The sequence below is a fragment of the Halorubrum sp. FL23 genome (genome assembly GCF_052439115.2).
GTDB classification, from domain to species: Archaea; Halobacteriota; Halobacteria; order Halobacteriales; family Haloferacaceae; genus Halorubrum; species Halorubrum persicum.
This window is the reverse complement of the sequence record NZ_JBQVRO020000006.1, coordinates 208,742-232,412: the sequence shown is the minus strand read 5'-3', so window position 1 is coordinate 232,412 and position 23,671 is coordinate 208,742. Positions and strand designations below refer to the sequence as shown.

Below are 23,671 nucleotides of genomic sequence, written 5' to 3'. Positions count from 1 at the left end.
GGAAAGCATTTACCGATCTGCTACGTCTCGACCGGACACGATGGGCCCGCTCTCCGATCAACACCTCCAAGTCCTCGGAATCGTGACCGCCGTGCTTCTGGTCGCCCTCCTCTTCTACCCGGGAACGTTTTCGCCGCCGTACACGGAGATACACGCCGACCAGTACTCTCACACGCTGGTGTCCGAGTGGGAGGGCGAGGGCGAACTCCCCGTCTACGAGTACGATGAGATCTCGCCGGTCGCACGGGAGCTGTTCGATCGGACGAGAAACGCGGAGGGCTCTTACACGCCGGACGTCTGTCAGGAGTTCATGCTCGTCTGCGACGGGTATCGCGAAGACGAGCTCCCGGACGAGTTCACGTACGGCTCGTATCTGTCGCCTTCGGAAGCGCACGTGATCGTCGAAGACGGCAACGAGAGCTACGTCCTCAAAACGGGAGGAAACAGCCAGGCGGACTGGTTTTTAAGTCCCGGTGGGCTCCTTTCGTTCGTCACGCTGATCCCTTCAGCGATCTTCCTCGTGTTCGTGGTCGGTGCCAGTCGCATCCGCGGAACAGCCACCGCCGATCGCGCACTCGGAGCGACTACCGCCGGCGGGGCGACGATCGGCGTTCTCGCGGTGCTTGCACCCTACCTCGAAATGCTCGGCCTGATCACGGCGGAGACCCTCGGACGACTGTTGGTGTACGCGCTGTTCGCCGGCTTCGTCGAGATCCGATATCTCAGGCAGATCATCACCGGTCTCATCTGATCGCCCCGAAGGCGGCGGTCGGTGACTGTACCGACCGACGCCACCCCGACTGAATCACTCGATGGGGGTCTCGGGAGCCCCGTTGAAACGTCGAACCCGGCCCTACCGGTCCAGGAACGGGGGGATGACGACTTCGGCGCGCTTCTCGTCGCCGCGCACGACGACGCTCACCTCGGTGCCCGGTTCGGTGTAATGCTCGTGGAGGTACCCCAGTCCGATCGGCTCGTCGAGCGTGGGGCTCATCGTGCCGGAGGTGAGCTGGCCGACCCGCGTGAGGTCGCCGTCGGTGACGGCGTACCCGTGTCGGGGGACGCCCCGGTCGAGCAGGCGGACGCCGACGAACCGCTCGTCGACGCCCTCCTCTTTCTGGGCTTCGAGGGCGTCGCGCCCGACGAACTCCGTGTCGAGCTTCACGACGAAGCCGATCCGCGCCTCGTAGGGGCTCCGCGGCTCGCTTTCGGGATCGAAATCCTGCCCGGAGAGGAGGTATCCCATCTCCGTTCGGAGGGTGTCACGCGCGCCCAGCCCGCAGGGTTGGGCGGCGCGCGGCGCGTCGACGAACGCCTCACAGATCGCCTCGGCGTCGCCCGCGGGGCACATCACCTCGAAGCCGTCCTCTCCGGTGTACCCCGTCCGGGCGACCCAGCTGTCGGCCCCGGCGACCGCGGCGACCGTCGCCTCGAACTTCGAGAGGCCGGCGACCCGGTCGGCGGGGGTCGCCTCGTCGAGGGCGTCGGCCGCGTCCGGACCCTGCACGGCGAGCATGGCCCAGTCGTCGGTCGCGTTCGCGACCGCGGCGTCGAGGCCCTCGCCGTCCCGGTAGTCGACCCATCGGTCGTACAGCTGTCCGTCGTGGCCCGCGTTGGGCACGAAGAGGTAGGCGGGGTCGCCGGAGCCGGCGTCGAGGTCGCGGTCGAGGCCGGCGAGCGCGTCGGCGCCCTCGCCCGCCTCGATCCCGTCCGGAAGGCGGTACACCACCGTGTCGTCGAGCATGACGCCGCCCGCGTTCGTGATCGCGGCGTACTGGGAGTCGCCCGGGTCGAGCGCGGTCACGTCGTTGGTCGTGAGCCGGTTCATCAGCGCCGTCGCGTCCGGCCCCGACACCTCGATCTCGCCCATGTGCGACACGTCGAAGACGCCGAGCGAACCGCGGACCGCGGCGTGCTCCTCGCTGATCGAGTCGAACTCGACCGGCATCTGCCACCCACCGAAGTCGGTGAACTTCGCACCGCGATCCGCGTGGGCCCCGTACAGCGGGGTGCGTCGGTCTGACATGGCAGCACCGTCTCTCGGCCCGGCCTAAGGTCTTGCTATCGGGGCCCCGTCGAGGGATCGGGGCTCCGTGTCCCGGGCGCGAAACGACCGCCGCCGTCGACAGCCTCAAGCCGCTTCCTCCCCCCGTACCGCACGTGATGCGGAACCTCTCCGGCCTGCTCGCGCCGGCCGCCGCGGTCCTGTTGGTCGCGGTCGTCGTCGCCGCGGTCGCGGGCGCGTGGCCCCCGTTCGTCGCGGTCGAGAGCGGGAGCATGGCCCCGGAGGTCGAGCGCGGCGACCTCGTCGTCGTCACGTCGACCGACCGGTTCCCGTGGGGCGGGATCGTCGGGGCGGCGGAGGCGGGCGCACCGACCACGTTCGGACGCGCCGGCGACGTGGTCGTGTTCGACCCGCCGAACGACGGGACACGGCCGATACTGCACCGGATCGCCTTCCCGGTGAGCGCCGGCGAGGACTGGACGGACCGAGCCGATCCGGCGCTGCTCGACGGTGACTGTGCGACGCTCGCGACCTGTCCGGCGCCCTACGACGGCTACGTCACCTACGGCGACGCCAACGGCGGATACGATCAGAGCGTCGGGATCGCTCCGGTCGTCCGCGAGGAGTGGATCACGGCCAAGGCGCTGTTCGCGGTGCCGAACCTCGGCTGGTTCCGGGTCGGCGTCGACGCCGCGATAGCGCGGGTGGGTCTCCTCCCGACCGCGGTCGGGTTCGGCGGGCTCGCCGCCGCCACCGGCGGGTTCGGGGCGCTCCTCCTCGGTCGGGTCACGGGGCGTCGGGCGGTCCGCGACGAGCGCGAGGAGTGAGGACGGCGCCGGCGGCTGCGACTCGTCGCCGGCTACGACCCGTCGTCCCCGTCGCCCTCGCTCCCGTCGAGCGTCACCGAGTCGGTCGTGGCGTTCCGCAGGGCGTCGGACCGCCCGAACTCGCCGGGCGCGATCGCGAGGGTCCGGATCCCGTAGCCGTTCGCGGTCTCGACGACCGGCTTGAAGTCGGTGTCCCGCGACGCGATCGCGAGCGTCGACATCCGGCTTTCGGCCGCGAAGCGCGCGGCGTCGACCGCGAGCTTCACGTCGACGTCGCCGCTCGTGACGACGACCTCGAAGCCGCGGGCCTCCGCGGCCTGAATCAGCCCCGGCGTCGCGTGCTCGTCGAGGTAGAGCCGCGTCGTGACGAGGTGGCCCTCCGCCTCCGCCGCGGTCCGCACGTCGTCGAGATCAACGTCGAACTCCTCCCGCAACACGTTCGGCCCGTCGACGAACAGCGCCACGCCGACGGGGTCGTCGTCCGCCCGACTGGATTCCATGCCTCCCGGTGCGGGGTCCGCGGAGATATGCGTGCTGGTCTGGCGCAGTGTGGGTGACCCATGCGAACACACCACTTATCCGTGCGTCACGCGAAGGGTTCCCATGATATCTCGCGTGCTGGTGCCGATGGACGAGTCGGAGATGGCGAAGCGGGCGCTCCGGTTCGCGCTGGAGGCGCACCCGGACGCGGAGATCGTCGTGCTCCACGTGGTGGGGGAGCCGTCGTCGATGATGGGCGGCGCGGCCGGCCTCGCGCTCGCCGACGACACCGAGGAGGCGGCGCGGGAACAGGCGAGCGACCTGTTCGAGCGCGTCCACGACATCGCCGCCGAGAGCGGGATCGAGGTCAAGACGGACGTGATGGCCGGCCACCCGGCGCGGGCGGTCGCCGACGCGAGCGAGGAGTTCGACGTCGTCGTCATCGGCAGCCACAGCGGCAGCCTCGCGGACCGCCTGCTCGTCGGGAACATCGCGGAGAAGATCGTCCAAGAATCCGCGGCGCCGGTCACCGTCGTCCGCTGACCCGTCCGCCTCGATCGCGTTGTTCGGCGGCTCACGCCGGTCGATCGGTTCGGACGCGCGCCGCGAGGCGCGACCGTCGTTTCGGCTGTTATACACCTTATATCCGTATTACTACCTGACCGACGACCGTAGTGAATATACGGAGTATTGAAGTAGTATGTCCAAGAATAACGGAGTAAGATGTCGAAGACAAACGCGTACACCGTCATTTCCGAGCAGAACGATCACAATTGCACCACGGTTCGTGCACATCCGCGCAACGAGACGTACCACGTCGTCGAGTACGCCGACGAGGACGCCCGCGATCGCGTCGCGGACCTCCCGGTAGGCTCGGTCGTCAAGATGGAGCTGTCGCGGGCCGGCCGCCGGAGCAACGTCTGGCGCGCCGAGTCCGTCCGGCCGGCGCACACCGACGGCGGGGTGACGGACGCGTAGAGGGGGCGGAAGCCGATTCGACGTTGGTTCTCTCCGCTCGGAGACGAGCGGTCGCCTCCTTACAGGTCGCGCGTCAACCGCGGGTTCGTCACGGCGCCGTCGGACGCGCCGGCGAAGTCGCGGGCGTACTTCGCGAGGATGCCGCCCTCGTACTGCGGCTCCGGCGCCTCCCACTCCTCGCGGCGCTCGGCCAGCTCTTCCTCGGAGAGGTCGACGGTGAGGTCGCGTTCCGGGATGTCGACGGTGATGTGGTCGCCGTCCTCGATGAGCCCGATCGGGCCGCCGTCGGCCGCCTCGGGGGCGACGTGGCCGATCATCGGGCCGCGGGTCCCGCCGGAGAAGCGCCCGTCGGTGAGCAGCGCCACGTCGTCCTCGTGGCCCGCGCCGACGACGGCGGCGGTGACGCCGAGCATCTCGCGCATGCCGGGGCCGCCGGTCGGCCCCTCGTTGCGGATCACGATCACGTCGCCGGAGTCGACCGCCCCCGACTGGACGTACTCCATGGCGTCCTCCTCGTTCTCGAACACGCGGGCCGGCCCCTCGTGGTAGAACTCGTCGTCGCCGGTCACCTTCAGCACCGAGCCGTCGGGCGCGAGGTTCCCGTCGAGGATCTTGATGGCGCCCTCGGGCTCCTTGGGGTCGTCGACGGTGTAGAGGAAGTCGGCCTCGATCTCCGACTCGTCGGGGAGCGCGCCGCGCTCCTCAAGCTCGGCGAGCTCCTCGGCGAGGGTGCGCCCGGTGACGGTCATCGCGTCGCCGTGGAGCAGGTCGGCCTCGAGCAGGCGGCGGAGCACGACCGGCACGCCGCCGACCTCGTGGAGGTCGTTCATGACGCTGTTGCCGCCGGGCTGGAGGTCGGCGATCTTCGGCGTGCGCCGCGAGATCTCGTCGAAGTCCTCGATCGAGAGGTCCACGTCGGCCTCCGCCGCCAGCGCGAGGAGGTGGAGCACGCCGTTCGTCGAGCCGCCGATCGCGGTCTGGAGCGCGATCGCGTTCTCGAACGACTTCCGCGAGAGGATGTCCGAGGGGCGGCGGTCCTCCTCGATGCACTCTAAAGCGAGCTCGCCGGCGCGCTCGGCGACCTCGTAGCGCTCCGGGTTCTCGGCGGGCGCGGAGGCGGAGCCGAGCGGCGCCATCCCGAGCGCCTCGGAGATGGAGGCCATCGTGTTCGCGGTGAACATGCCGCCGCAAGAGCCCGCGCCGGGGCAGGCGTGGCGCTCCAGGTCGTCGAGCTCCTCGCCGCTCATGTCGCCCTCGGCGTAGGCGCCGACGCCCTCGAACACCTGCACGATGGTCACGTCGCGGCCGTCGTGCTGGCCGGGCATGATCGAACCGCCGTAGAGGAACACCGACGGGAGGTCGGTGCGGATCGACGCCATCAGCATGCCGGGGAGGTTCTTGTCACACCCCGCCACCGTCACCAGCGCGTCCATCCGCTCGCCGAAGGAGACGAGTTCGACGCTGTCGGCGATCACCTCGCGGGAGATGAGGCTCGCCTTCATCCCCTCGGTCCCCATCGAGATGGCGTCGGAGATGGTGATCGTCCCGAACTCGATCGGCATCCCGCCCGCCGCGTCGATCCCGTCGAGCGCGGCGTCCGCCACGTCGTCGAGGTGGACGTTACACGGCGTGATGTCGGCCGCCGGGTTCGGCACGCCGATGATCGGCGAGGAGAGGTCCTCGTCGTCGAACCCCATCGCGCGGAACATCGCGCGGTGCGGGGCCTTGTCCGCCCCTTCGGTCACGTCTCTGCTCCGCAGGCTCTCGTCCTTTTCGCCCGCAAACCGGTCCGCGTTGTCGCGTCGTCGGGAGCGCGATCCCTCCGACTTCGGCTGCTGTTCGCTCATATCTGACCGTAACGCTCAGGGGTCTTAAACGGACGCAAGGAAACAAGGGTTGCTCGGGCATGCGAACGGGTTCGGGTGGGGTTGGATCTCCCCGCGCTTACACCCGCGCTTTCAGCTCCACCCGGTACCCGAACGGGTCCCGGACGTACACCGCGGACGACTCGCCGACCGCGCCGAGCGGCTCGTCGAGCGACTTCTCGATCTCGACGCCCGCGGCCGCCAACTCGGCTTCGATCTCGTCGGCCGACCCCTCGACGACGACGGCGACGTGGTCGTAGTTCGTCGCCGTCGGGGGTTCGAACTCCGCGGTCGGCCAGCAGTGGACGACGGCGGTCGCCGACAGCCGCACGTCGAAGAACGGCTTCTCGCCGGCCGCGTACAGCGCGTCTTCGATCCCGAACCCGAGCTTCTCGCCGTAGAACTCCCGGGCGTCGTCGACGCCGTCGGCGGGGATCCGGAGGTTGACGTGGTCGATGTGGCGCGCTTGCATGTGACGTGGTTCGGCGGCGGGCCGCAAAAACAGACGGGATTCCGCGAGTCTGAGACCGGGCGCCACCGTATTTATGCGTAGCAGTGTATCTATCACACATGACTACGTTCGATCGGGCCGAACGCGTCGCCGCCGGGGGCGCGTTCGCCGCGTCCGCGGCTATCGCGTCCCGACGACGAGCGCGAGCGCGTCCGGCGGCACCGGGGCGTCGGGCGTCGGCACGGTGGGTGATCCGGGGATGATGGGCGGCGGAATGATGGGCGGCGGGATGATGGGCGGGTCGGGGGCCTTCCCGTTCGTCTTCTTCGCGCTCACGTTCCTCGCGTTCGCGGCCCTCATCGTGCTGGGCTACGTCGGGGTCCGCGCGCTCGCCGAGGGCGACGAGCGCGGTCGGGCCGACGAGGTGGCCGACGGCGACGGAGAGGCCGACCCGATCGCCCGGATCCAGCGGCGGTACACCGAGGGAGAACTCACCGAGGCCGAGTTCGAGCGGGCGCTGGAACGCGAGCTCGGGGACAAGGAGACCGACGGCGGTGACGACCGCGAGGGCGACCGCGGAGGGGCGAGCGCGGAGCGCTCGCTGTCAGGGCGCCAGCGCTAGCGGAGTCGGCGGGTCGGCGGTCGATCAGGCGAACGCCCGGAGGATACCCGCCCCGTCCGTGCTCCGGCCGAGGTCGGGGAGCGTGGCGCGCTCGGGGTGCGGCATCAGCACGGCGACCGACTCGCGCTCGCCGAGGACGCCGGCGACGTTGTCGGTCGAGCCGTTGGGGTTGGCCGCGTCGGTGACGTTCCCGTCGGCGTCGCAGTAGCGGAAGAGCACGCGGTCGTCGGCGACGAGGTCGGCGTGGGCCGCCTCGTCGATCTCGAATCGTCCCTCGCCGTGTGCGATGGGGACCTCGATGACCTCTCCCTCCTCGTAGGCCGCGGTCCAGGGCGTGTCCGCGCGCTCGACGCGGAGGTGGACGGGTTCACACTGGAAGCGCGCGGAGGCGTTCGTGGTGAACGCGCCGTCCGTGAGCCCGGACTCGGAGCCGATCTGCGCGCCGTTGCAGACGCCGATCACGGGGACGCCGTCGGCGGCGGCCTCGCGGACCTCCTCCATGATCGGAGCGCGGGCGGCCATCGCACCGGCGCGGAGGTAGTCGCCGTAGGAGAACCCGCCGGGGAGCACGATCCCCTCGGCGTCGGCGGGGAGCCCGTCCTCGTGCCAGACGCGTTCGGCGTCGACGCCGACGTGCTCGAGCGCGCGGACCGCGTCGCGGTCGCAGTTGGAGCCGCCGAACTGGACGACGGCGACCGTCACGCCGACCACCTCGCGTGGGCGGCCGCGATCTCCGAGCCGGTGACGATCGGCGTCGTCTCGACGACGGCGACCGTCATCGCTCCGCGACCGCGACCTCGTAGTCGTGGATCGTCGGGTTCGCGAGCAGCCGCTCGGCCATCTCGTCGGCGCGGTCGGCGGCCTCGTCGGCGTCGGCGGCGTCGAGGTCGACCTCGAACCGGTCGGCGGACCGGAGGTCCGACAGCTCGAACCCGAGGCGTTCGAGGGCCTGCTGGGTCGTCTCGGCCTCCGGATCGAGGACGCCCCGCTTCAGGCGGACCGTCACCGTCGCGGTGTATGCCGTCATGTCCGGTAGTGCGGAGTCGTGTGTAAAAACCGTTTTGGAACGTCTTTTATATCCACGTTCATGGATATGTACCGGTCGATCGGCGTAGTCGGAGGTGCGGCGCGGAGCGAAAGGGGCAAACCCCTCCGTGTTCTCCACCGAATGTATGCAGCCGCTCGAACCATCGGAGGTGATCGTCGCATGACCCGCGAACTGACCGAAATCACGGTCGTCGGAGGAGACAAGACCGGACTCATCGCGCGGGTCACCTCCCTGCTGTTCGAGCGGGGAATCAACATCGAGGACCTCGACCAGGCGGTCCGCGAGGGCGTCTTCCGGATGACGACCCGCGTCGACGCCTCGGAGATGGACACCTCTCGCGGCGAGCTCCGCCGCGCGCTCGCCGAGCTCGGGCGCGAACTCGGCGTGGACATCCAGGTCCGGTTCCCGAGCGACCGCGACGCCCGCCGGATCGCGCTGTTGGTCACCAAGGAGACCCACGCGCCAGAGGCCCTGCTCGAGGCCGAGGCCAACGGCGACCTCGCCGACGACGGCGAGGAGGCGGAGATCCCGGTCGTGATCGGTAACCGCGGGGACCTCCGGTCGCTCGCGGAGCGCTACGACAAGCCCTTCTACGACGTTGGCGACGGCAACGGCAACACCGACGAGGAGCGTCTCCTCGACCTGCTGGCCGAGTACGACGTGGACCTGATCGCCCTGGCCCGCTACATGCGCATCCTCTCGCCGGAGGTCGTGTTCCGCTACGAGGGTCGGATCATCAACGTCCACCCCTCCCTGCTGCCGGCGTTCCCCGGCGCGGAGGCGTACCGGCAGGCGAAGGACGCCGGCGTCCGCGTCGCCGGCGTCACCGCCCACTACGTGACCACCGACCTCGATCAGGGGCCGGTGATCGCCCAGCGCGCGTTCGACATCCCCGCGGGCGCCGACGTCGCCGAGATCAAGCGCCGCGGGCAACCCCTCGAAGCCGACGTGCTGCTCGACGCGGTCCGACTCCACCTCGCGGACGCGATCGCGATCCACCGCGGGACGGTCCACGTCCGCGAGGACGCCGACGTCGACGCCCAACTGGGGCTCAGCGAGGCCGCGATCGACGCGAACCCGGACGAACCCGTCGACGGGGAGCCGCTGTCCCGCTCGGGGACGCCGACCGCCGAGAGCGACTGAGCCGTTCGGTGCGGGCGCCGCGCCCCCAAGCGCCCGTCTCTTTACGTCCCCCCGCCCCGTATCAGTGCCCATGCAGCCGCAGCGGGCCCTCCGCCGATTCGTCGCCGACGCCAGCGCGGTCGTGCGGAGCGACGAGCGGATGATTCTGCTCTTCTTGGTGCTCCTGTCGGTCGTCGCGCTCGCCGTGTTCCTCCACTATACGGTGTCGCTCCTCAACGGGCTCCCGGAGGTGATCCCGCCGGAGGCGCCGGGGTCGGGTGGCGGTTAGGAGTCCTCTATCGCCCGCTGCACTCGGTCGTGGAACGCCCGGAGCGCCGCCGACTCGTCGTCGGCGAGCACCGCGTCGGAGTCGGCGAGCGTCGCGAGCCCGAAGGCGAGGGGGGTCGGCGAGTCGACCGTCCGATCGACGACCGCGAGGTCGCCGGCGGCGATCCGCTCGACCACGTCGCGGATCCGGGGCGCGTCGAGCCGGTCGTCTAACAGTTCGCGGTACGTCTCCTCGATCACCGCGAAGTCGTCGAGCCCCTCCGCGAGCGAGAGCAGCGTCTCGGCGGACACCTGCTGTTCGGCGGCGGACTTCTCGTACCCCTTGTACCGCTTGAGGATCATGAGCGAGCGCGTCGCGTTGATCCGGAAGTAGCGCTGGAGGAGGTCGGTACCCCCCAGCGCCGCCCGGAGGTCGTCGCGGACGGCCGCGGGGTCCAGGTCGCGGAGGATCCCCGCCACGTCGACTTTGCGGTTCAGCGGGAGGACGAGACTGAACCCCCGGTCGGCGACCGCGACCGTCGGCTCGGCGTCGGTCCGGGCGGCGCACTCGGCGGCGACCAGCCGCGAGAGCCCCTCGTTGAACCGCCGGCCGTACGTCGCGTGGACGTGGAACCGCCGCTTGTACGCGTCGCGGTCGAGCACCTCCTCGACCACGAGCCGCGACGGGGTCGACACGCTCTCGGCGCCCGCGTACGCGACCTGCTCGTCGTAGGTCCGGGTGATCGCCCGCACCGCGTTCCCGTCGATCGGGAGCTCCCGCAGCCAGGCTCGGACTGCGGGCGGGCCATCGCGCGTCAGCCTGTCGAGCAGGTCGCCCTGAAACGCGAGCACCTCCGCCGCGAGGTCGGCCGACAGGGGGAGCCGCTCGGCGTACCAGGTGGGCACGGTCGGCCGCTCGTCCGTCCGGTCGGCGTACACCTTCGAGCCGCGCCGGTAGCGGAACGCGAACCGCTCGCCGCCCAGCGCGAACACGTCGCCCGGCGCGAGCGTGTCGAGGTAGTTCTCGTCGAGCGTCCCGACCGGCTCGCCGTCGCGGGTGACCACGTCGCAGCCGAACGAGTCGGGGATCGTCCCGACGTTCGTCATGTAGATGACCCGCGCGAGCCGACCGCGCTTCCCGACGAGCGTCTCGCCGACCGGATATTCATCGTAGTGGTGTTCGTCGTCCGGCGGGTCGTTCGCGTCGCGCCACACCTTCGGGTAGACGTTCCGCTCCGTCAACCCCTCGTAGTCGCCGGTGAGGTACCGCATGAGCCGCTCGTACGCGTCCGCGCCGAACGCGCGGTACGGGTGCGCCCGCCGGAGGACCTCGCGGATCTCCCGGTCCGGGCGGACCCCGTTGATCGCCATCCCGTAGACGTGTTGGGCGGCCACGTCGGCGGCGCCCTCGGGGAGCGACACGCCGTCGACGAACCCCGCCTCGGCGCGCGCGAGCATCGCCGCGCACTCGACTAACTCGTCGCGGTCGAGCGCGAACACCCGCCCCTCGACGGTCTCGCCGGGGCTGTGGCCCGCCCGCCCGACGCGCTGGAGCAGCGCCGCGACCGACTTCGGCGACCCCACCTGGACGACCAGGTCGAGGTGGGGCATGTCGATGCCGAGTTCGAGGCTCGTCGAGGTGGTCACCACGTCCAGCGTCCCCGCCTTCAGCCCTGCCTCGATCCGGGTGCGCTGGCTCTCGCCGAGGCTCCCGTGGTGACAGCCCGAGTCCGACTCGTCGTAGTCGAACCGCTCGCGAAGCTCGCGGAGGGTGCGCTCGGCGCCGGACCGGGAGTTCGCGAACACCAGCGTGTTCTCGTGGTCCTCGATCAGGTCGCGGAGCGCGTCGTAGAATCGGTCGGTGGCGACCGAGTCCGGCGTGTGGATGAGGTCGGCGGCCGGCGTCCGGAGCCGCAGGTCGAACTCCCGGCCGAACCGGGCGTCCACGACCTCGCAGTCGCGCGTGGCGAACCCCTCGGCGTCGCCGACCGCGCCGTCGACGCGCTCGCGACCGACGAGGAAGTCGGCGACCTCGTCGAGCGGCTCGACCGTCGCGGAACAGCCGACCCGTGTCGGTGAGCCGTCGGCCAACGCCGTCAGCCGCTCCAGCGACACCGAGAGGTGCGTGCCGCGCTTGTTCCCCGCCAGCGCGTGGATCTCGTCGACGACGACGTACTCGACGGCGCGGAGTTTCTCCCTGAACCGCGGGGCGTCGAGCAGGATCGCCAGCGTCTCCGGCGTGGTGTTGAGCACGTGCGGCGTCTCCTCCAGCATGGCCCGCCGGTCGGCCTCGCTCGTGTCGCCGTGCCGGATCGCTTGCCGGACACCGGGATCGGCCTCCCCGTCTTCGTCCGGTCCGCCCCCGGACGCCGTCTCCGCCGCGATCCCGTCGAGCGGCGCTTCGAGGTTGCGCTCGATGTCGTTCGCGAGCGACTTCAGCGGGGAGACGTAGAGGCAGTAGACGGCGTTCTCCAGTTCGCCGGCCCGCTCGCGCGCGAAGAGGTCGTCGAGGACCGCGGTGAAGGCGGCGAGCGTCTTCCCGCTCCCCGTCGGGGCGGCGACGAGGCAGTTCTCTCCCTCGTCGACGCGGGGGATCGCCCCGCGCTGTGGCGGGGTGAACAGGCCGCCGTTCTCGCCGACGTGCGCGGCGAACTCCGAGACCCACCACCGGCGGACCGGCGGCGAGAGCCGGTCGAGCACGTCGGCGTCGGGGAGCGGAACCGACTCCGGGTCGAACTCCACGGCGGGCGCGTCCTCGCCCGCGAGGGCTTCGCGGAGGAGGGCTCGCGCGGACGGCGACGGCTCGGCCTCACTCCCGGCCGCGCCGCCGTCCGTGCGTTCGCTCACTGTCGGTCTCTGGGCGCGGCGCGGGAAATCGGTTACGTCGGGAGCGACGTGCGCCGCCGGTGGGTCGGGGCACCCGGCTTCGCGAGATTCGTCCCGGTTTCGCCCGAACCGGCCGGTTTATCCGGGATCCGCCCGTGGCGCCGCACGTATGAGTGGAACCTCGGCGCCGGCGGAACGGGAAATCGACCGGAACCTCTTCATCACCGTCTCGGGACCGCCGGGGTGCGGCGCGACGACGCTCGTGGAGGGGATCGCGGCCGCGCTCGACTGCGGCTACGTCTCCGGCGGCGAGCTGTTCCGGGAGATCGCCGCCGAGCGCGACATGAGCCTCTCGCAGCTGATCGCGAAGGCCGGCGAGTCCGAGGAGATCGACCGCGCGCTCGACAAGCGACTCCGCCGAATCGCCGAGAAGTGGGGGACCGCGAACAAGGCGTTCGTCCTCGAGTCGCGGCTCGCCGGCTGGATCGCCGGCAACCGCGCCGACATCCGGATCTGGCTCGACGCCGCCGACGAGGTGCGCGCCGACCGCACCCTCGACCGCGAGGAGATGACCTCGGAGATGCAGGTCCGCGAGGTGATCGAAGAGCAGCGCTACCAGTCGTACTACGGGATCGACCTCTCGGACCGCTCCATCTACGACCTGGCGATCAACACGGGGCGCTGGGACGCCGAGGCGACGCTTGATCTGGCGCTCACGGCGATCGAGGGGTACGACGTGGAGTCCGACGAGGGGGCGTTCGACACGCCCGACTTCGAGATCTGAGGCGACTGCCCCGCGCTCCGCCGTCCCCGTCGGCTCGGAGCGCTCGCGACCGTGCTCGTCGGTGTGGTCGAACTCGGCGACCCCCGCCGGTGGCGCTCAGACCACGACGGACCCGAACGGGTACGCCGGCGAAGTCGCGGTCCAGACGGTCCCAGAGCCGATGTCGACGAGAGACACGCGGTCGTCGTCGTAGTGAGAGACGGCGAGTTTCCCCTCGCCCACCGGGGTCGCGACCAATCCGGGCGCCGGCGTCTCGACGACGGCGCCGTCGATCGATCGGAGCCCGGCGGCGCCCGCGTCGAGCACCCACCACTCGCCGCCGATGTCGAAGACGTCGACGGGGCGCGAGAACCCCTCGTGGACCGCGATCGGCTTCAGGCTCCGGTCGAGCTCGTGGACGACGCCGTCGCCGCGGCCGGGGACGAGCACGCGGTCCGCGGTCGCGACGAGGTCGTACGGGTCGGCGCCGACCGTCGCCTCGTCGCGGATCGGCGCGGCGGCGGGCGAAGCCGACCCCTCTCCGACGTCGAAGGCGACCACGCGAGCGCCGCGCTGGTCGACCGCGTAGCCGCGGTTCCCGTCGGGAGCGAGCGCGACGCCCTGCACGCGGGCGTCCGGGCCGGCGTCGATCGCGCGGACCCGCTCGCGGCGGCCGGTGTCGACGACGTCGACGACGCCCTCGCGGCGGCTTCCGGCGTAGAGCCGATCGCCGCTCGGGGCGACCGCGATCTCGTGCGGCTCCGCGCCGACGGCGACGCGGTCGACGAGCGTCAGGGACTCGGGGTCGATGACGGCGAGGGCGTCGCCGGCGGAACAGGAGACGTAGAGCTCGCCGTTCGCGGTCGCGAAGTGCGACGGCCCCAACACGCCGGTGTCGACTCGGGCCACCTCGCCGTTCGGGTCGACCGCGGTGACGGCGCGCTCCCCCATGGTCGCGACGACGGTCCGCCCCCGACACGTGGTCGCGTGGACCGGGTGGCTCCCCACCGGGACCTCGCCGAGCCGCTCTCCGGTGTCGAGCGCGAACAGCGCGAGGAGGTCGTCCCCCTCGCAGGGGACCGCGAGGACGCGGTCGACGGGCGCGTCGTCCCCGCGCCCCTCCGGTCCGGCGTCCGTCCCGGTCATCCCGTACAGGAGAAGTCGCCGCCGCCGTCGTCGCCGCCGACGTTCCCCTCGGTCTCGACCACGACGTCCGTCGCCGTCTCGACGGGGTACCGCCCGCGGTCGCCGTCGGCGTTCGCCCACTCGCCGAAGCCGCCGTCGTACAGCCGCACGTCCTCGAAGCCGATCGCCTTCAGCGACAGCCACGTCGAGGTCGGGTCCACGTTGTCGTCGCCGTAGACGACGACGGTCCCGCTCCGGTCCAGCTCGGCCTCCACCTCGTACAGTCGGACGAGCCGACCGGGGTCGGTCATCCGCCGGCCCGCGACGTTCCCGACCCAGTGCACGTCGACCGCGCCCGGGAGGTGGCCGTGCCGGTCGTGGTCCTCGCGCAGGGCGTCCGAGCCAGGGGCGGCGAGGTACGCCTCCGGCACTCGCACGTCGACGAGCCCCGGCCCGTCGCCGTTGAACGTCCCGACGCGGTCGGCGAGCCACTCGCGGGTGACCCACGTCGACGACGCGGGATCCGGGTCGTAGTCGGTCGGTGAGACGCGGTCTCGCGATCCCGTTCCGAGCCGGCCGTTCCACGCGGAGAGCCCCCCGTTGAGAACGCGGATCGACCCCTCGTGTCCGATCGCGGCGAGCGCGAACGCGACGCGGGTGACCCGCGACCCCACGCTCGCGCCGTAGACGAGCACGTCGTCGTCCGGGGCCACGCCGATCTCGCCGAAGGCGGCCGCGATCGCGTCGGCGTCGGGCGCGTCGCCCGCGTCGGTCGACTCGCGGGCCGTGATCGCCTCGAACGGCACGCGCCGGGCGCGGTGGATGCGCTCCTCGCGGAAGCGCTCGGCGTCGCGAGCGTCGAGCACGACGGCCTCGTCGCGGTTGTCGGCGAGCCAGCTCGGCCCGACGAAGTGGCCCACGTTCCCCGACACCTCGCTTCGCGCCGCCACGTCGGCGGGGGTCGTCACGCCGAGACAGCCGGCCGTGCTCGCCGCCCCCGCGACGGTCGCGCCGGCCGCCGCGCGCAACAGGCCGCGTCGGGTCGGGTCCTCGGCGGGGGCGGAGTCGCCGCCGTCGGGGGATGAATCCTTCCCCGTCATCTACCCGCAGTAGCAGTGGTCGCTCATACCGCCGCGAGGCGTCTCACGGCTAAAGCCTCCCCGGACGCCTCGTTCGTTGCCCCGTGTCCCTCGTAGGGGCAAGTGTTACGGCAGGCTCCGACCCGAGGGAGCCGTTACCGTCTCCGGCGGCCCTTTAGGGCCGGGAGCGGTGTTGACGGACAATGTTGCTGTCGCCCGTCGCCTACGTCGGCGTCTCTATCGCGGTCGGGTTGTCGTTCGGGGTCCTGTTACAGAAGGCGCGGTTCTGTTTCGTCAGCGCCTTCCGCGACTTCGTCGCGTTCAAAGACACCCGCGTCCTGAAGGGGTTGCTCGCGGGAATCGCGGTGATGACCGTGTTCTGGAGCGTGCAGGCCACGTTCGGCTACTTCCGCGGCTTCTGGACGCCCGCGTGGGGGCTCGGCTCGCTGTTCGGCGGCTTCGTCTTCGGGCTCGGGATGACCCTCGCCGGCGGCTGCGCCTCCGGGACCCTCTATCGGGCCGGGCAGGGGTACCTCCAGTTCTGGCTCGTGCTCCTGTTCATGTTCGTCGGCTACGTCCTGTTCGCGTTCGCGTTCCCCGTCGCCGAGACGTACTACTTCGCGACGCTGAACCCGTTCGAGGGGCGGACGCTGTACCTCTCGCTGCCGTTCTCGCCGGCCGCCACCGGGGTCGGCGCCGTGGGGGTCGGCACCATCGCGTACGCGTTCGTGACGGGTCGCAGTCAGCTCCCCGACGATCCCTCCGGCGGGACCGGCGTGGGCGCCGACACCCGCGCGCAGGCGGCGATCGGCGCCTCCCGAACCCTCTCGGCCGTCTCCGTCGGGCTGCGCGGCATCGCCGACGGGACCGTCGAATACGTCCGCGCGCTCCGCGACGACGACCGCCCGCTGAAGGTCCGGCTCCGCGACTCGTGGGACGCGCGGACCGCCGGCGTGGCGATGGCGCTCGTCGCGAGCCTCTGGTTCGCCGTGCACGGCCACTGGGCGATCACCGGCAGCGAGGCGCGCTGGGCCGGCTACCTGCTCGCGGGGGCCGGCTTCGACGTGGCGAGCGTCGAGTACTGGGGCTCGATCCTGTTCCGCGACGGCGACATCTCGCTGACGATCGACATGGTGATGATCGCGTCGCTCATCGTCGGCTCGTTCATCGCGGCGTACGCCTCCGGCGACTTCCGGATTCGCAAGCCGAAGCTGAACCGGGTACCGAACTACGCGATCGGCGGCCTCCTGATGGGCGTCGGCTCGCGGCTCGCCGCCGGCTGCAACATCGCGAACCTCTTTTCGGGGATCGCGCTGCTCTCCGTGCACTCCTTCCTCGCCGGCGCCGGGATCATCCTCGGCGTCTACGCGATGACCCACTACATGTACCGCGAGGTCGGCTGCGCGATTTAACCAGCGCTCTCGATCGGCGTCGGATTTCTTGGCCGATCGGGCGGCTGCGCGGGTGTCGGAGCTATGGGGCGCTTCGGGCCCCGCTCCCGCAGCACCGCACCGCGGTATCACTACTGACCCAGCGTCGGCGCCGTCCGGCCGGGAAGCCACTCGACGGTGAGAAAACGGCGAGAGAGCCGACCGTCGCTCAGGCGTCCGCCGCGGCGCCTTCCTCGAGTTCGAAGTCCCACTCCTCGTAGCCGCCGGCCATGCTGGCGACGAGCACGCCGTCCTCGACGCCCTCGTAGCTGCTGATCAGCATCGCGGCCTGCTTCGACGACTGACCGACCGGACACGCGCAGACGACGTCGGTGTCGTCCCAGTCGACGTCGGGGACGCGCGAGGGGAGATCGCCCAGCGGGACGTTGATCGCGCCCGGGATGTGACCCTGCTCGTACTGCGCGGGCGGTCGCGTGTCGATGACGCGAACGTCTCCCTCCTCGACGCGCTCGTGGACTTCCTCGGGGGTGAGTTCCTCGACCATGGTTACTCCTTCCGCAGGAAGATGCGGTAGCGACCGTCGCCGGACTTCCACACCTTCGCGGTGGCGTCGTCGCCGACCGCCTTCGGGACGTTCTCCGTGCTCGGGACGTGGTCGGTCTCCTGGACCAGCACGTCGCCGGGGGAGAGCCCCGCGATGGACTTCTTCGCCTCGACTTGGGGATACGGACAGACCTCGCCGGTCATGTCCTGTATCTCGGTCGCGTCGTCTACGAGCGCCTCGGCGGTCTCGTCGTCGAGCTCGTCGGGCATCTCGACGACGTCGTCCCACGATGGTTGACTCATGCGAAACGGGTACGCATCTGCCTCGGTAACCCCTTTCGTGACCGGCAGGCTTCTCCCGTATCTCTGACGGCCGATCGCCCCGAACGACCGCGATAGCCGCCGGGAACGCCGTTTCCGTCGGACTCTTATTGAGGACCGCGCTACGAGACCCATGAGCGAGTACGCCGTCGACGAATCGACCATCTTCGAGACGCCGCTCCTGGCGCTCGATCTCGACATCGAGTCCGACGCGGCCGTGTACGCGAAAGCCGAGTGGTTCAACCTCTACGACGCGCCGCACGGCGGCGGTTCGATCAAATCGCGGATCGCGAAGGGGATGTTGGACGGCGCGGAGGAGCGCGGCGCCCTCGACCCCGGCGACACCGTTATCGAGCCGACCTCGGGCAACACGGGTAGCGAGGTCGCGCGGCTCGCGAGCGCCCGGGGGTACGACGTGGAGATCGTCATGCCGGACAACGCCGCGGGCGGGAAGGTCGACGCGGTCCGCGACGCCGGCGCGGAGATCCACTTCGTCGACGCCAACCGCGGGTACGACGCGGTGATCGAGCGCTGCGAGGAGATCGTCGCCGCGGACCCCGACGCCTACTACCGACCGAACCAGTACGAGAACCCCGACAACCCCGGCACGCACGAGCGCACGACCGCCCGCGAGATATACGAGGCGACCGGCGGCGAGGTGACCCACTTCGTCGCCGGCGTCGGCACCGGCGGGACGATCACCGGAACCGGGCGCGGGCTGACCGAACTGACCGACGGCGCGGTCGAGATCGTCGGCTTCGAGCCGGACGAGCGGCTGCACGCCATCGACGGGCTGAAATACCTCAAGTCGGGCGATCACTACCACCCCGACACGTACGACGAGTCGGTCCTCGACCGGACGGAGTACGTCACGACCGGGGACGCGTACGACCGCGCGCGCGCACTCCGAGAGCGCTATCTGGACCGCGAGATCGCGATCGCGGACCTCGGCCAGCACGACGAGCCGACGGTCCGCGACCACCTCCGAGTCGACGACCAGTTCGTCGTGGGCACGTCCGCCGGCGGGGGCGCCGCCGCGGTCGCGGGGCTCGACGAGGCCGGCGCGCTCGCGGACGACGACGTGGTCGTGTTCATGCTCTGCGACCGCGGCGACAAGTACGCGGACATCCCGCTCTGGGAGGAGTACTTATAGGAGAGCGCCGCCGGCGGTCGGTCGTCGTCAGCGACGGTCCCCGCCTACCGGTCTTCTCCCGGTCGTCTACCGGCCGCCGCTGGCGGCGGGGATGACCCGGACCTGCGCGTCGTCGGGTACGTCGGCGTCGAGGCTGTCGACCGGCGTTCCCTCGACGTAGACGTTGATGAACTCCTTGATCTCGCCGCCCTCGATGACGCTGTCTCTGAGCTCCGAGCCGTGCTCCGCCGCGTGGTTCTCGAACAGTTCGCGGACCGTCTCGCCGTCGACTTCGACCTCCGACGTCGAGGATCCTCCGACCAGCACGGCCGGCAGTTTAATCGTAGCCATACCCGCAGTTCGCCATCCGACTGAAAAAGGGGTCCGTCGACGGCAAGCTCCACCCCGGTCTAACACGCGACGTTCGGCGGGGAAACGGAACGCATCGGTCGGCTCCGCCGACAGACGGCGACGCGCGGCGGGGTCGCCCCGTCGTGAGGCTCCGCCGACCGGTCGTGCGCGGCGATCGCATCTCCGAGAAGGCGGCAGTACCTCTGACGGACGGCCGCCTTATCAGGATCCGGTGTGTAACGGCTCCAAATGAGCGATCTCGACCTCGATCCGACCCAGCTCGACCGGTACTCCAGACACATCATCATGGACGACGTGGGGCCGGAGGGACAGAAGGCCCTGCTCGACGCCGAGGTCCTCGTCCTCGGCGCGGGCGGGCTCGGCGCGCCGATCATCCAGTACCTCGCGGCCGCCGGCGTCGGCACGCTCGGGATCGCCGACGACGACGAGGTGGAGCTGTCGAACCTCCAGCGGCAGGTGATCCACGGGAACGACGACGTGGGGCGCAAGAAGGTCGACTCCGCCGCCGACTTCGTCGAGCAGCTCAACCCGGACATCGACGTGCGGAAACACGAGCTGCGCGTCCGGCCCGACAACATCGAAGAGCTGATCGAGGGCTACGACTTCGTCGTCGACGGCACGGACAACTTCGCGACGCGGTACCTCGTCAACGACGCCTGCACGCTCGCCGGCGTCCCCTTCTCGCACGGCTCCATCTTCAAGTTCGAGGGGCAGGTGACGACGTTCGCGGGCGACGACGACTCGCCGTGTTACCGCTGTCTGTTCCCCGAGGCGCCGCCGGCCGGGATGGTCCCGAACTGCGCGACCGCCGGCGTCCTCGGCGTCCTTCCCGGCACCGTCGGCTGTCTGCAGGCGACCGAGACAGTCAAACACATCATCGGCGAGGGCGAGACGCTCGACGGATCTATGCTCTTCTTCGACGCGCTCGACATGGAGTTCGACAAGGTGGAGATCCCCAAGCGCGACGACTGTCCCGTCTGCGGCGACGACCCCGCCATCGAGTCGGTCCACGACGTGGAGTACTCCGCCTCCTGCGCCATCGACGTCGGCGGCGACGAAGACGGCGACGAGACGAATCCCGAGATCGAAGCCAGCGACTGAGGTGCGAGATCGGGGAGCGTGAATCGGGACCGTTCGGGCTCACTCATCCTCTGCTCCGCCCGACTGCCCCCCTGCTCCGCCCGACTCTTCCCCTGTCCGCCCGACTCACCCGTTCGCCTGGCCGAAACGCTGAGGCCCTTCCGACGACAACTTGCGGGACGTATGCCTGCCACCGACGCGGACCCGCCCGACCTGTACGTGGTTCGCAGCGAGGTGAACCCCGACTGCGAGTACCACTGCGACGCGCTCGCGTCGCGGTTCCCGACCGCCACCGAGATCGATTTCGTCGCGGGCGAACGGGTCCCGCTCGACGAGGCCGACGGCGTCGTGTTGACCGGAAGCACGGCGGGCGTCTACGAGGCGGAGAGCCGCCCGTGGATCGCCGACCAGGAGGCGCTCGTGCGCGAACTCGTCGATCGAGAGATCCCGACGCTCGGCGTCTGTTTCGGGCATCAGGTGGTGAACAGCGCGCTCGGCGGCACCGTCGAGGAGGTCGGGACCACCGCGACGCTGGTCGAGGCGAGCCTAGACGACGACCCCCTGTTCGACGGGGTCGATCCGGTGGTCGTCTCGCTCCACGGCGACGCGGTGACCGAGTTGGGAGCGGGTATGGAGGCGATCGCCTCGGCGGACCACGCCCGGATATTCGGGAGCCGTCACCGGACCGCGCCGCTGTGGACCGTCCAGTTCCACCCGGAGATCACCGCCGAACACCGCGAGACCCTGCGCGAACAGTTCGACTGGGCCCCCGAACGGTTCTCCTTCGACGACGTCACGCCGGGGCAGGTGTTCGAGAACTTCGAGGCGCTCGTCGCGGAGGCGGCGCCGCGAACGCGGACGGGCCCCGGTCGCTGACGGTCTCCGCGCGGATCGGCATCGACGATGGGTCGTCCTACCGCTCGCTCCGAACCGAGACGGTCTCCTGTTCGAACTCGTCGTCGTCCCCGCGCCAGCGCCAGGAGCCGACGAACGGGTAGCCGTCCAGCGCGCAGATGACGTACGAGTGGTCGGGCCACGTCGCCCGCGCCGCGTCGGTCTCGCTCGGGTGGGTCGGGCCGGTGGGGTGCGAGTGGTAGAACCCGACCACGTCGAGCCCGTCGTCTTCGATCGTCTCGATGAGCTCGAACTGCTCTTCGGGGTCGATCAGGTATCGGATCTGGGGCGTTTCGGCGACGTTTTCGGCCCGATACGTGTCGGTGACGACGCTCGGCTCCCCGTCGTCACCGTAAGTACCCGCGAGGACGCCGCAGATCTCCGCCTCGCCGCCGCCGTACGCGTGGTAGACGATGTCGTCGTACACCGCCCGAGAGAGCTCGATCATGGGTGAACCCTGACGGCTCCGCCCGATAAGTCCGTCTCGACCGGCAAGCGACGCGTCTCGTCCGAGGTAGCGGCAGCGGTTGACCGGCGCGGTGGGTTTTTACTGCCGCCTCCGGAAACGCCGCCATGAGCGACACTGCGGCCGAATCGCCCGCGCCGACCGCGGACGAGGCGCTCCACACGACCCTCGAGATGCCGTTCGACGACGCGGTGCCGTTCGTGCAGATCGAACACGAGCTCGCCGACTTCGAGACGGTCCGCGTCACCCGCCTCGACGAGATGATCGAGGGGATGCTCGGCCACGACGACGTGGAGCGGACCGCGCTGATCGTCGTCTGTCACCCGGAGATCGCACACGACGCGCTCTCGATCGATCCGACGCTCGCGGGAATGTTACCGTGCACCACGCTCGTGTACGAACGCGAGGGCGACGATCTGGTCCACGTCCATCACGTGTCGGCGACGAAGGCGATCCGGGACCTCGGCTGCGCGCCGGGCGACTGCGGCGACGCCGTCGACGACCTCGTCGAGAAGACGGGCGAGCTGATGACCGTCGTCTGGGAGAACATCGAAGAGCACGGGCGGTAGGGCGCGACCCACGCCGACACAGCGCGGCAGCTCTACACCCCTTCGACGCGCCGCAGTGTCTCGCGCACGTCGCCCGGCGTGGCGTACGGCCCGCCCCGCACGCGGTGGTCGGGGAAGAGAATCGGAATCGGATTGTCGCGGAGCGCGCCGGTCACCAGTTCGAGATCGTCGGGGTCGTCGGCGTCGAGCGCGGCCAGCCGCGTCAGCCGGCTGACCGAGACCTCCTCGCCGTACGGGATCGTGTCGAGCGCTTCGAGGACCGCCCTGCGGTCGGTCGGCACCGTGAGCCCGGTCGCGACGTCGTCGAACGTCTCGCGCTCGCCCCCGAGGTACGCCGCGATCCGATCGAGCAGCTCGTGGTCCGCGGTCGCGTCCGCCGGCGCCGTCGCCGGGAACGACACCGAGATGACGCGGCCGCCGGCGAAGCCGACCTCGACCGCTCGCTCGATCTCGTCGAACTCGCGGGCGAAGACGCCCGATGTCCCCGTCGTGTTCATACCCGTGCTCCGTGGTTGCGACGGTTAAATCGCCGGGAAGCGCCCGCCCGGTGCCGCGATCGCGAGCGTCGCTCACCGGCCGACCAGGGGGCGACTCGCCGCACGGAGACGACCGCGCCCGCAAGTCTTATGAACAGATGCGTGCATTAGTGTACACTAATGGAGGATCAAACCGAGCTGGCCCCGGCGGTCAGATCGATCCTGTCGGCGGCCCGCGACCGGGCGGCCGAGGGCCGATCCGGCGAGGTCGCCGTCGAGCCGCGCGGTCTGCGCGCGGCGTTCGACCGGGCCGAGGACGACGGGCGCGTCCCCGTGATCGCAGAGGTGAAGCCCACGAGCCCGACCACCGAGGGCACTCGCGAGGACGATCCGGTCGCGCTCGCGGAGGGCATGGTGGCCGGGGGCGCGGCCGCGCTGAGCGTGCTCACCGAGCCGGCGCACTTCGGCGGGAGCGTCGAGGTGCTCGAACGCGTGCGCGAGGCGGTCGACGTCCCCGTCCTCCGCAAGGACTTCGTCGTCGCGGAGTCGCAGCTCGACGCCGTCGAGAGCGACGTGGTCCTGCTTATCGCCCGGTTCGTCGGCGATGACCTCCCCGACCTGCTCGCCGCCGCGCGCGACCGCGGCTTCCAGGTCCTCGTCGAGGTCCACGACCGCGACGAGCTGGAGCGCGCGGTGGACGCGGGCGCGACGATCGTCGGCGTGAACAACCGCGACCTCGCCGAGCTGGTCGTCGACCTCGGAACCTTCGAGTCGGTGGCGCCCCACGTCCCGGACGAGGTGACCCTGATCGCCGAGAGCGGGATCGGCTCGCCCGACGACGTTCGACGGATGCGCGCGGCGGGCGCCGACGCGCTCCTCGTCGGGAGCGCGATCATGGACGGCGACGTGACGGCGAACACGCGGGAGTTGGTGCGGGCGGAGCGCGCGACGGAACACCAGACGTGACTA

28 protein-coding genes are annotated in these 23,671 nt (G+C 70.6%); 14 read left to right on the top strand and 14 right to left on the bottom strand.

From position 1 onward, the window contains the following. Positions 1 to 40: 40 nt before the first annotated feature. Positions 41 to 751 carry a hypothetical protein gene (locus tag ACT4MF_RS09940; protein WP_099256833.1) on the top strand — a complete coding sequence of 237 codons (711 nt, stop codon included), beginning with the start codon at positions 41 to 43 and terminating at the stop codon, positions 749 to 751. Between the two features lie 102 nt (positions 752 to 853). Here the strand turns inward: ACT4MF_RS09940 and ACT4MF_RS09935 are convergent, their stop codons facing one another. After that, positions 854 to 2,026, bottom strand: a complete 1,173-nt coding sequence (locus ACT4MF_RS09935) for a glycine cleavage system aminomethyltransferase GcvT (RefSeq protein WP_444682380.1) — start codon at positions 2,024 to 2,026, stop codon at positions 854 to 856. Positions 2,027 to 2,160: 134 nt separating this feature from the next. Here ACT4MF_RS09935 and ACT4MF_RS09930 point away from each other — a divergent pair, with 134 nt between their 5' ends. Next, positions 2,161 to 2,832, top strand: coding sequence for a S26 family signal peptidase (locus ACT4MF_RS09930; RefSeq protein WP_099256835.1), 672 nt, complete (start codon positions 2,161 to 2,163; stop codon positions 2,830 to 2,832). 32 nt (positions 2,833 to 2,864) lie between these two features. On the opposite strand, the gene ACT4MF_RS09925 is transcribed toward ACT4MF_RS09930, so the two are convergent. Further along, a complete protein-coding gene (locus ACT4MF_RS09925) occupies positions 2,865 to 3,332 on the bottom strand; it encodes an NYN domain-containing protein (RefSeq protein WP_099256836.1) in 468 nt (155 codons plus the stop codon). Between the two features lie 103 nt (positions 3,333 to 3,435). Here ACT4MF_RS09925 and ACT4MF_RS09920 point away from each other — a divergent pair, with 103 nt between their 5' ends. Both ACT4MF_RS09920 and ACT4MF_RS09915 read left to right on the top strand, forming a co-directional pair. Next, complete coding sequence (locus ACT4MF_RS09920) at positions 3,436 to 3,855, top strand: universal stress protein (protein ID WP_099256837.1); 420 nt, start codon at positions 3,436 to 3,438, stop codon at positions 3,853 to 3,855. 180 nt (positions 3,856 to 4,035) lie between these two features. Beyond that, on the top strand, positions 4,036 to 4,290 hold the full coding sequence (locus ACT4MF_RS09915; protein WP_099256838.1) for a DUF7999 family protein: 255 nt from the start codon (positions 4,036 to 4,038) through the stop codon (positions 4,288 to 4,290). Between the two features lie 59 nt (positions 4,291 to 4,349). Here ACT4MF_RS09915 and ilvD read toward each other — a convergent pair whose 3' ends face one another. Next, positions 4,350 to 6,137, bottom strand: a complete 1,788-nt coding sequence (gene ilvD, locus ACT4MF_RS09910; protein ID WP_444682381.1) for a dihydroxy-acid dehydratase — start codon at positions 6,135 to 6,137, stop codon at positions 4,350 to 4,352. Between the two features lie 97 nt (positions 6,138 to 6,234). After that, positions 6,235 to 6,627 carry a VOC family protein gene (locus tag ACT4MF_RS09905; protein ID WP_444682382.1) on the bottom strand — a complete coding sequence of 131 codons (393 nt, stop codon included), beginning with the start codon at positions 6,625 to 6,627 and terminating at the stop codon, positions 6,235 to 6,237. Positions 6,628 to 6,700: 73 nt separating this feature from the next. Between ACT4MF_RS09905 and ACT4MF_RS09900 the strand changes: the two genes are divergently transcribed. Further along, a complete protein-coding gene (locus ACT4MF_RS09900; RefSeq protein WP_444682383.1) occupies positions 6,701 to 7,228 on the top strand; it encodes an SHOCT domain-containing protein in 528 nt (175 codons plus the stop codon). Positions 7,229 to 7,252: 24 nt separating this feature from the next. Here the strand turns inward: ACT4MF_RS09900 and purQ are convergent, their stop codons facing one another. Then, positions 7,253 to 7,930: a phosphoribosylformylglycinamidine synthase I gene (gene purQ / locus ACT4MF_RS09895; RefSeq protein WP_099255295.1), complete on the bottom strand. Its 678-nt coding sequence runs from the start codon at positions 7,928 to 7,930 to the stop codon at positions 7,253 to 7,255. A gap of 73 nt (positions 7,931 to 8,003) precedes the next feature. Continuing rightward, a complete protein-coding gene (purS, locus tag ACT4MF_RS09890) occupies positions 8,004 to 8,255 on the bottom strand; it encodes a phosphoribosylformylglycinamidine synthase subunit PurS (RefSeq protein WP_004045690.1) in 252 nt (83 codons plus the stop codon). A gap of 180 nt (positions 8,256 to 8,435) precedes the next feature. Between purS and ACT4MF_RS09885 the strand changes: the two genes are divergently transcribed. Next, complete coding sequence (locus ACT4MF_RS09885; protein ID WP_099255277.1) at positions 8,436 to 9,419, top strand: formyltetrahydrofolate deformylase; 984 nt, start codon at positions 8,436 to 8,438, stop codon at positions 9,417 to 9,419. Between the two features lie 70 nt (positions 9,420 to 9,489). Then, positions 9,490 to 9,687 (top strand): hypothetical protein, encoded by a 198-nt coding sequence (locus tag ACT4MF_RS09880; protein ID WP_444682384.1) that lies wholly within the window; start codon positions 9,490 to 9,492, stop codon positions 9,685 to 9,687. Here ACT4MF_RS09880 and ACT4MF_RS09875 read toward each other — a convergent pair. Then, the gene (locus ACT4MF_RS09875; protein ID WP_444682385.1) at positions 9,684 to 12,512 is read right to left on the bottom strand and encodes an ATP-dependent helicase; all 2,829 of its coding nucleotides are present in this window, start codon (positions 12,510 to 12,512) and stop codon (positions 9,684 to 9,686) included. The two genes, ACT4MF_RS09880 and ACT4MF_RS09875, sit on opposite strands and share 4 nt — an antisense overlap. Before the next feature lie 148 nt (positions 12,513 to 12,660). Between ACT4MF_RS09875 and cmk the strand changes: the two genes are divergently transcribed. Next, a complete protein-coding gene (gene cmk / locus ACT4MF_RS09870) occupies positions 12,661 to 13,275 on the top strand; it encodes a (d)CMP kinase (RefSeq protein WP_099255280.1) in 615 nt (204 codons plus the stop codon). 96 nt (positions 13,276 to 13,371) lie between these two features. On the opposite strand, the gene ACT4MF_RS09865 is transcribed toward cmk, so the two are convergent. Together ACT4MF_RS09865 and ACT4MF_RS09860 are read right to left on the bottom strand one after the other, a co-directional pair. Then, positions 13,372 to 14,400, bottom strand: a complete 1,029-nt coding sequence (locus ACT4MF_RS09865) for a YncE family protein (protein WP_444682386.1) — start codon at positions 14,398 to 14,400, stop codon at positions 13,372 to 13,374. Next, positions 14,397 to 15,479 carry a sulfurtransferase gene (locus ACT4MF_RS09860; protein WP_444682387.1) on the bottom strand — a complete coding sequence of 361 codons (1,083 nt, stop codon included), beginning with the start codon at positions 15,477 to 15,479 and terminating at the stop codon, positions 14,397 to 14,399. Before ACT4MF_RS09860 ends, ACT4MF_RS09865 begins: the two co-directional genes overlap by 4 nt. Positions 15,480 to 15,661: 182 nt before the next feature. On the opposite strand from ACT4MF_RS09860, the gene ACT4MF_RS09855 reads away from it, so the two are divergent. Beyond that, the gene (locus tag ACT4MF_RS09855; protein WP_444682388.1) at positions 15,662 to 16,870 is read left to right on the top strand and encodes a YeeE/YedE family protein; all 1,209 of its coding nucleotides are present in this window, start codon (positions 15,662 to 15,664) and stop codon (positions 16,868 to 16,870) included. A gap of 187 nt (positions 16,871 to 17,057) precedes the next feature. On the opposite strand, the gene ACT4MF_RS09850 is transcribed toward ACT4MF_RS09855, so the two are convergent. Both ACT4MF_RS09850 and ACT4MF_RS09845 read right to left on the bottom strand, forming a co-directional pair. Beyond that, entirely contained in the window at positions 17,058 to 17,393 is a 336-nt protein-coding gene (locus tag ACT4MF_RS09850) for a rhodanese-like domain-containing protein (RefSeq protein ID WP_444682389.1), read from the bottom strand. 2 nt (positions 17,394 to 17,395) lie between these two features. Further along, positions 17,396 to 17,695 carry a sulfurtransferase TusA family protein gene (locus ACT4MF_RS09845; RefSeq protein WP_099255285.1) on the bottom strand — a complete coding sequence of 100 codons (300 nt, stop codon included), beginning with the start codon at positions 17,693 to 17,695 and terminating at the stop codon, positions 17,396 to 17,398. A gap of 151 nt (positions 17,696 to 17,846) precedes the next feature. Here ACT4MF_RS09845 and ACT4MF_RS09840 point away from each other — a divergent pair, with 151 nt between their 5' ends. Continuing rightward, the gene (locus ACT4MF_RS09840) at positions 17,847 to 18,866 is read left to right on the top strand and encodes a PLP-dependent cysteine synthase family protein (RefSeq protein ID WP_099255286.1); all 1,020 of its coding nucleotides are present in this window, start codon (positions 17,847 to 17,849) and stop codon (positions 18,864 to 18,866) included. 66 nt (positions 18,867 to 18,932) lie between these two features. On the opposite strand, the gene ACT4MF_RS09835 is transcribed toward ACT4MF_RS09840, so the two are convergent. Further along, a complete protein-coding gene (locus tag ACT4MF_RS09835; protein ID WP_444682390.1) occupies positions 18,933 to 19,196 on the bottom strand; it encodes a MoaD/ThiS family protein in 264 nt (87 codons plus the stop codon). A 249-nt stretch (positions 19,197 to 19,445) separates the two neighbouring features. Between ACT4MF_RS09835 and ubaA the strand changes: the two genes are divergently transcribed. Beyond that, the gene (ubaA, locus tag ACT4MF_RS09830; protein WP_099255288.1) at positions 19,446 to 20,318 is read left to right on the top strand and encodes an SAMP-activating enzyme E1; all 873 of its coding nucleotides are present in this window, start codon (positions 19,446 to 19,448) and stop codon (positions 20,316 to 20,318) included. A 162-nt stretch (positions 20,319 to 20,480) separates the two neighbouring features. Next, positions 20,481 to 21,173, top strand: a complete 693-nt coding sequence (locus ACT4MF_RS09825; RefSeq protein ID WP_099255289.1) for a type 1 glutamine amidotransferase — start codon at positions 20,481 to 20,483, stop codon at positions 21,171 to 21,173. Positions 21,174 to 21,210: 37 nt separating this feature from the next. Here ACT4MF_RS09825 and ACT4MF_RS09820 read toward each other — a convergent pair whose 3' ends face one another. Then, entirely contained in the window at positions 21,211 to 21,639 is a 429-nt protein-coding gene (locus ACT4MF_RS09820; protein WP_099255290.1) for a desampylase, read from the bottom strand. Positions 21,640 to 21,764: 125 nt separating this feature from the next. Here ACT4MF_RS09820 and ACT4MF_RS09815 point away from each other — a divergent pair, with 125 nt between their 5' ends. Further along, positions 21,765 to 22,226, top strand: coding sequence for a DUF302 domain-containing protein (locus ACT4MF_RS09815; RefSeq protein WP_099255291.1), 462 nt, complete (start codon positions 21,765 to 21,767; stop codon positions 22,224 to 22,226). A 32-nt stretch (positions 22,227 to 22,258) separates the two neighbouring features. Here ACT4MF_RS09815 and ACT4MF_RS09810 read toward each other — a convergent pair whose 3' ends face one another. Then, on the bottom strand, positions 22,259 to 22,723 hold the full coding sequence (locus ACT4MF_RS09810) for an MGMT family protein (RefSeq protein ID WP_099255292.1): 465 nt from the start codon (positions 22,721 to 22,723) through the stop codon (positions 22,259 to 22,261). Positions 22,724 to 22,882: 159 nt separating this feature from the next. Between ACT4MF_RS09810 and trpC the strand changes: the two genes are divergently transcribed. Further along, on the top strand, positions 22,883 to 23,668 hold the full coding sequence (gene trpC / locus ACT4MF_RS09805) for an indole-3-glycerol phosphate synthase (protein ID WP_444682391.1): 786 nt from the start codon (positions 22,883 to 22,885) through the stop codon (positions 23,666 to 23,668). The last annotated feature ends 3 nt before the right edge of the window (positions 23,669 to 23,671 follow it).